Consider the following 7,572-nt stretch of genomic DNA (forward strand, 5'->3'; position numbering starts at 1 on the left):
GAAATAATAAAATTTAATATTATGAATTTTATATAAAAAACAAATTTTCTGTTTGTAATTCGCGATAAATGGAGTATCATTTTTATAGTTCTTATTATTTAAATTTAAAGGAGGATGTGTATGTTTAAACATTTCGGCAGAAAGACTAGCATCAGTTTTGGGATATTTTTCTTAGTTTTATTATTTACGTTTAATGTAAAAGCAGAATCTTTAGAAGAGAATGCGATTCCACTTGAAAAAGCAACAGTACAAGCTCAGACGTATTTTAATTATGTAACAAAAAATACTAAGTCCAATTGGAATGGCGGAGAATTAAAATTTGAAAGAGTTCTATATGATTATAAAGGAAAAATAACAGCATATTTATTTATAATACATAAGGAACAGGTTGAATCAGGATTTTTAATTACTAGTGGAAATAAAAATATTTCAGGAATCTTGGAATCAGCCAGAGAGGGGAATAATCCCTATCATGGGGTAGCGAAAGAAAACAGCATATATTTGGGACCGTTGACTCACTATAAAAAAACGGCAAACAATAGGGAATTTGTAGATATTCACACAAATCAAATAGTAGAAGAATCAAAATTGGTATCATCTAATATTTTTGAAAACCCAAAAATTATTAATGATTTTAAGGAAAATAATGAAAAAAAAGATAAGAATAGTAGGGCACTTTCAGGACAGATGCCACAATATACTAAGAAGTACATCGAAGGAGTTCCAGATTTGACATGGACATACGGTTGTACTCCTACTGCAGTAGCTAATATTGTGGGATACTGGGCTAAAAGTTATCCGCGTTTAGATGGATATAATGGAGATACGGTTGCGTATGGAATTAAATACGATAAGATTCTTGCCAATTTAGCAAAGTTTATGGAAACTACTCCTGAGGGGGCAACATATGCAACTAAAGGAATTGAAGGTTTGAAAAAATATTTTAACACAATAGGACAATATTCAGTAAATATTGAACAACACAGTACTTGGAACAAGGACCCACATCATACTTTTTTTGATATATACAAAGAGGAAATCAATGCTGAAAGACCTGTGTGGTTGAATACAAGCAAACATCCTATTTTTGGTGAACACTCTCTGGCTGGGGTAGGGTATGAAGAATTTTTTGATCCTACAGAACAGCAATGGTATCGTTCTGCAATAGTGCATGATACTTGGGATAGTACCATTAAGGATTATTATCTTATATGGGCTCCACAAATTGATGAAGTTATCTCTATTAAACCAGGAACTGATTTAAACTCCGAAAATAGTAAAATATATACGGAAAAAGGAACTGCTATTCATTATAATTGGGGAGCAGGCGCTCCTGCTGGGCAACCCAAAGATAAATTTCAAGCTAAATTTGATCAATCTCAATTTTTAAAATCCGGAGATTATTTTATGCAAACATTAGCAGACGATGGTGTTCGTGTAACCTTTGATAATAATAAAATCATAGATCGGTGGACCGATTCTGGTGGACAAATTGACAGGGCATTACTTACTAATGTAAAGTATGGCAACCATTCTTTGACTACTGATTTTTATGAGAACTCCGGAAATGCTGCTATTTATTCGGATATTGTTCCTTTTGATTCTTGGCTAGCATATTATTATCCAAATAAAAACTTAGAAGGCCTTCCTATTGATGCAAAAGTCCTTCCTCCAATGGGAGTAAACGGAATCCTTTTAGAGAATAATGGAGTTGGAGCACCAACTGCTAAAGTTCCAGTAGATGGATTCTCTGCACGTTACACCACTGTAAAGCGTTTACCTCCTGGAGAATATGTAATACGAGGTAGGGCAGATGATGGAATTCGTGTATTAATAGATGGGAAAGTTGTTCTAGATCGTTGGACAGCAAGTGCGTTTCGAGAGGATGCACGAGTCATAAAAATTGAAGATGGGACTGCCAGTTGGGCATTTGGAAATTCTAACGAAAAAAACATTCACCTTATTGAAGTACAATACCTTGAAGAATCTAGTGTAAGTCATGTAGAATTTGATATTCAAGAATTTTGGGATTCTAGTTATTTCAAGCCTAAAGATGGATGGTTAGCAGCATTTTATAATAATAAAGAGTTGCAAGGCCCTGGAATTGTTAAAGGTGGACGGACTTCACTAAATAAAATTGATAAATTACAATTTAATTGGGGTAGCGAATCACCTGATCCAGGTATACAAAAAGATAACTTTTCAGCATTATTTATGAAAGTTGAGGACTTTGAGCCTGGCATGTATGAATTTGAAGTGAAAGCAGATGATGGGGTAATTGTAACAGTTAATAACATTAACAAAATTATTGATTCATGGATTCCAAGCGCAGGGGAAGTCAGAAAAAAACAAGTTTATTTATCAGGCAATACTAGAATTTTAGTAAAATATTTGGAATTAGAAGGTGATGCTAATATACAATTGAATTACAAAAAGATAGATTAAATACTAATCATTAATTTTTGGGAGTATCGATATGAAGAGCAAACTGATTATTATATTGTGTTTAATAGGAATTTTAACGCCAATTACAAAAACTGTAGCTAGTGAAGAAATTATTTTAAAAAAAGAAGTGGGTGAATATAATTATAGCGTTAAAAAGAAAGATAATAACTATGTATGGGACATAAGTTATAAAAATTCAAATTCAACACTAAAAGAAACTGACGAAAATAGATTATACTTAGAGAGATTTCGTGATAGTCTAAATAAATTAGACCAACAAAAACTTAAATTATGTGCATCAATTATTTACACAATTCTATTACTATTATTTTCGATAATAATCCTGGTATGGAAAAGATTGGAAACACCTAAATGGTTCTTACTACTTATCTCTATATTGTTAATAATTTCTATATATTCTGTGTTACAGACAACAAGCGATTTATACGTAATCCAGGAGGATATAGATTTTATTTACCAACGACTAATTCAATAAAAATCATTCAACAATAGAAGAAATCTATTTACAAATTCTTATTTAGTGTAATATAAAAAAGAATCCATTTTGAAAAAATCTAAATGGATTCTTTAATTTGGGTAAATGGAGAGATGGGCGTATAGCATTATTTAGGATTCCGTTGTCATGAACTTGAATCCACTTTCTTTTCTAAAAAGTACCCATTTTCATGTTTTTCTACATTTACAGATGTGTACAAAGACATGAAAGTAGGAACTAATCTTATAGTGTAAAATACTGAATTATTAACAGATACAGTTCATTTGGTACCCATTATTTTGTCCTCATATCATGACAAGAAAATGGGTACTTTTTTAAATTAAGACACCAAAGTGGATACTTTGTAAAAATAGCAAATACTAAATAGATGTGAAGTTAAAATCCAGTTCTATATTAGTAACAAAAATATTCATGAAGGATTTACTTTCTTATCTCATTAGCAGGACATGAGAGTCTAAACTTCTTTTAATTTTTTCCATTCTTATGTTGATGGGTATAGGAAAGGATTCCACAAACACCAAACAAGCTTGACAACAATAGATTACAAGTGTAATATTCAGTTACAGATTACAAATGTAATATGAGGGGTGTAATTATAAACAATGAATGAATTACCAAAAATTTCAGAAGCTGAGTTAGAAGTTATGAAAGTATTATGGTCAAAATCTCCACAAACGGCAAATGAGGTGATTGAAGCGTTAGAGGTGAAAATGGATTGGAAACCCAAAACGGTTCGAACGCTGATTAATCGATTAGTTCACAAAGAAGCAGTAGCTTACCATCAAGATAAAGGGCGTTTGTACTCTTATTATCCTTTAGTATCGCAAGATAGTTATTTACAAGTAGAAACGAAATCTTTACTTAAACGTTTCTATGGTGCAGCATTTAAACCTTTACTTGTAAATTTCTTAAAAGAAGAAAAGCTGTCTTCAGAAGATATTAACGAACTTAAACGTATTCTGGATGAGAAAACTGAGGAAAATCAGAGGAAGGATAGATTATAGTGATAGAAAAATTTATAAATATCTATCTACCTGCTTTTTTTGATTGGACGATTGAGACCACTATTATGGCTAGTATATTAGTGGGCCTAATCTTATGTATTAAGGTCTTGTTTAGAAATAAGTTAACTCCACGTTGGCAATATATGCTATGGATCATATTAATTATAAGACTTGTATTACCTTGGTCGCCAGATAGTTCCTATAGTATCTATTCTGTTCTTACTTACAAGAATGATGATGCATTCATTTCTAGGGGAAATCCTGTAGCTAAGTTTCTTACAAAAGAGAGTACGCAAGAATTAAAAGGTATAGACAATACAAAGGTTCACACAAAAGAAGATACTTATACCTCAAGTTCAACAAAAACTGTTCAGGCAAACAAGACACAAGCAGGTATTAATGAAAAGCAGGAAGATGAGACAATTGCATTCTATACAATCTGTATGTATATTTGGCTTACTGGCGTTATCCTCCTAAGTGTTGCTACTTTTATAATGAACAGGCGTTTATTACTTTACATAAAAAAACAACCTGTTATTACAGACGAGAAGATTGTCCAGATTTTTGAAAAGTGTAAACAATCTATGTCTATTCAACGGAATATCCCTCTATTTGTATCTGGAAAGGTTTCCAGTCCAACAGTGTTTGGATTTATTCGTCCCAAGTTGCTATTGTCAACTGTACATATGAAAATATTAGATGAGCAACAGTTACGATATATTTTTCATCATGAATTAGCTCACATCAAGAGAAGAGATGTTGGTGTGAACTGGCTTATGCATGGCTTACTCATTTTAAATTGGTTTAATCCAATTCTATGGTATGCCTACTCATGTATGCGGGAAGATCAAGAACTAGCATGCGATGCATTAGCTCTTACATGTATAGATGCAGAGGAACAAATTGCGTATGGACATACTATTATTAGTCTATTGGAACACTACTCAAGTTATTATCAAGTACCAAGTATGGCAAATTTTAGTAAAAACAAGAGAGCGTTAAAAAGGAGAATTCTAATGATTAAAAAATTCCAAAAAAAATCATATCGTTGGTCTGCGATAGGGGCTGTGGCAATTATTGTCGTTTCATCTGTATCCTTATTAAACGCCCGTGCTGATAAGCCGACTAGCCCTGAGAAACAACAAATAGAAGTGAAAAATAATATAAAGGAATTAAAAACACAATCCGATATTCCTATACAGCAAATTGTAGAAAAAATGATTGGTACAAAAGAACAGGCAGATGCAGAATTTTTTGTTTCAGAGGGAGAGTATAATACTTTACTTAAAGAAGTTGGTTTGGCACGAAATCTGTTTACAAAAGAAGAATTTGAACGATTTATTGATTTAGAAACAGAAGCATATACTTTGGGTAAAAAAGTAAAGTTAGTAGGAAGTCCTGAAAAGTTAGATTCAGAAGAACAAAAAAAATATCAGAAAAACAGTGAAGAAATTGGACCATTTAGACAGAAAATCACTTCGGAATTTAGATTAACTAAAAAGGAAGCACAGAAATATGTTGATTTTCCAATTAAGACCCCAAGTTATGTGGTAAAAGGGTTTAAATTAACTGGAGAAGGTGTTACAACACCGAAGACTACTGGAAAAATGAATCCCGATTTTATTTATGAATATCAAAATGAAAGTAAAGATAATGTATATATTGTGCACCAATCTGCAGTTACTGCTGCGGGAATAGAATTCTCGAATAAAAAAGCGGATTATAATGAAAAGGTAACAAATTATGAATTAGAAGGTACAAAAATAACCTTAGTTGAAAGTCTTGATACAGAGGAAACCTATAAAGTAATGCAAATGATTGTTCCTGCAAAAGGAAAGAATAGCGCTTATCAAGTCATAATTCTTGCAGGTGATTTAAGTAAAGAAGAAACAGAGAAAATTATGCTGTCCTTTCTAAAATAAAAATAGAGTCTCAGGATCCCGTTCTTGAGGCTATATTTTTTAGCTTAAACGAAACCTATAAGTGGGAAGAGAAATTAGTATAGTCTATATAATAAAAAAGTAAAATGATATTTAGTTTTGCTAGCTTGATTGAGGTGGATAAAAAATAACAATTTAAAACATAAATTGAATCTAGGTAGGTATATTGTATGGAGAACAGGAGGGAGTATAATTCAAAAAGAAGTAATGGAAGAATACTAGCAAATGGTGATGTATTTTACCGCTATCACCTGGATCTCAAGTAAAACCTCATCATTTAGATATAGTTTTACTTGAGATGAAGCGGTTTGAGGTAGCAGATTCATATTAAAGCCAATTCCAGTGATCCATCTAAATTAGGAGAGAATAACTCATACTGTCAACTGATGCGAAAACGTGGAAAAAGAATCTACTTAGAAGTAAAGAGATTACTGTTATTGAATATACAACAGACTATAGTAAAGCGGTAGAAAAAGAAGAATACAAGCTAATAATGTATTCTTAAGTTTTTAAAGGACGTGAAATGAATATGAAACCAGTTTTAAAATATATAATTATTTCCCTTGTTTTTTCAATATTAGGGGTGTGTTGGGCGCTGTTTGACATCTTTATGTTAGATGCAGACTGGCTATTGATTTGGATAGGTGTATTAATGGCATATCTATCGTTGTATATCGTGATAGGTCTATATAGTAGAAAATCGTACGACTCAAAATTAGCTAAAGTGCTTCTAAAAACAATAATTACAACCTTTAGTTTTGGAGCATTAGGATTATCATTCGGAGTTGTACACATGATATTAGGACCATTGAGCCTTACTTTAATGACATGGTATTGGTTTATAATGCTATTTTTATATTTAATACCCATAATATTATTAGTGATTTTAGTATTGGTAAATTGTAAAAATCATAATTTCCCTGGGGTATATAGTATACTTATACTTGTAAATATACTTCTTACGTTATGGCCGTTATTATGGCCGTTATTTATTACTTTTATGGGTTCTGGTATGAATGCAAGTGCAGGATGGTAGCAGCTCCACAGATTATAAAAGGGTTAAAAGAAAAAGGTTATGAACTTGAAGCTTATAACCAGAATAATCATTTTCCAATAAACTTCTGGCATGATAACCGAATATAAAAAATTATTTATTAGTTAAATGAATGGACTAAGAAATTAATGCAGGGTTTAAATATTTGTAAGAGCGTGTTTAGCAAAACATATAACAACACACTATTTTAACTGGCTATTTTTTATTATATAAATTTAAAAAATAGTATTGATTAAATGAAAAAGAGAGTTTTGCTCTCTTTTTTTGCATTTCAGCAAAACTTAATTAAATGTGAACTGAAAATTCATTTGGAATTTATATTAGTAGCGAAAGATATTCAAGAAGTATCTACTTTCGTGTCTAAAAAGTATCCACTTTCATGTCTTTCTACAGAGGGGGAGAGAGGATGAACTAAAAAATCTAAACTGTTCGTTAAATTCTCATTTAACGAACACTTGAATGTTGAAATTCTATCTCTACTAGGGGTAGCATCAAATTGCTATTAAGTTAAAATTTATAAACCCAAAAAAAGCGTAGAAATATTTATTTTCCACGCTTCTTATTATTAATAAATATTTACTGTTGGGGTACCACCCCACATCCATCAACTTA

At 31.5% G+C, this 7,572-nt stretch carries 5 protein-coding genes and 1 pseudogene; all 6 read left to right on the plus strand.

Annotation, left to right across the window (positions count from 1 at the left end):
* The first annotated feature begins 120 nt into the window (after positions 1-120).
* On the plus strand, positions 121-2,445 hold the full coding sequence (locus tag COL05_RS09550) for a C39 family peptidase (RefSeq protein ID WP_180233441.1): 2,325 nt from the start codon (positions 121-123) through the stop codon (positions 2,443-2,445).
* 31 nt (positions 2,446-2,476) lie between these two features.
* A complete protein-coding gene (locus COL05_RS09555; RefSeq protein ID WP_098668435.1) occupies positions 2,477-2,941 on the plus strand; it encodes a hypothetical protein in 465 nt (154 codons plus the stop codon).
* A gap of 623 nt (positions 2,942-3,564) precedes the next feature.
* Positions 3,565-3,966, plus strand: a complete 402-nt coding sequence (locus COL05_RS09560; RefSeq protein ID WP_097856571.1) for a BlaI/MecI/CopY family transcriptional regulator — start codon at positions 3,565-3,567, stop codon at positions 3,964-3,966.
* Positions 3,966-5,888, plus strand: a complete 1,923-nt coding sequence (locus tag COL05_RS09565) for a M56 family metallopeptidase (protein WP_098668436.1) — start codon at positions 3,966-3,968, stop codon at positions 5,886-5,888. The genes COL05_RS09560 and COL05_RS09565 overlap by 1 nt, the downstream gene beginning before the upstream one ends.
* A 547-nt stretch (positions 5,889-6,435) precedes the next feature.
* A complete protein-coding gene (locus tag COL05_RS09570; RefSeq protein WP_180233442.1) occupies positions 6,436-6,942 on the plus strand; it encodes a DUF3902 family protein in 507 nt (168 codons plus the stop codon).
* Positions 6,942-7,049: pseudogene (locus COL05_RS09575) on the plus strand (polysaccharide deacetylase); the annotation flags it as partial. The gene COL05_RS09570 and the pseudogene COL05_RS09575, both read left to right, overlap by 1 nt.
* Between the last annotated feature and the right edge of the window lie 523 nt (positions 7,050-7,572).

This window comes from Bacillus sp. AFS059628 (genome assembly GCF_002571225.1).
In the GTDB taxonomy this organism is placed as follows: Bacteria; Bacillota; Bacilli; order Bacillales; family Bacillaceae_G; genus Bacillus_A.

What these genes read in the sequence shown, in the direction of transcription:
- COL05_RS09555 (WP_098668435.1), top strand. Translation starts at nt 2,477, where the DNA reads ATGAAGAGCAAACTGATTATTATATTGTGTTTAATAGGAATTTTAACG.
- COL05_RS09560 (WP_097856571.1), top strand. Translation starts at nt 3,565, where the DNA reads ATGAATGAATTACCAAAAATTTCAGAAGCTGAGTTAGAAGTTATGAAA.
- COL05_RS09550 (WP_180233441.1), top strand. Translation starts at nt 121, where the DNA reads ATGTTTAAACATTTCGGCAGAAAGACTAGCATCAGTTTTGGGATATTT.
- COL05_RS09570 (WP_180233442.1), top strand. Translation starts at nt 6,436, where the DNA reads ATGAAACCAGTTTTAAAATATATAATTATTTCCCTTGTTTTTTCAATA.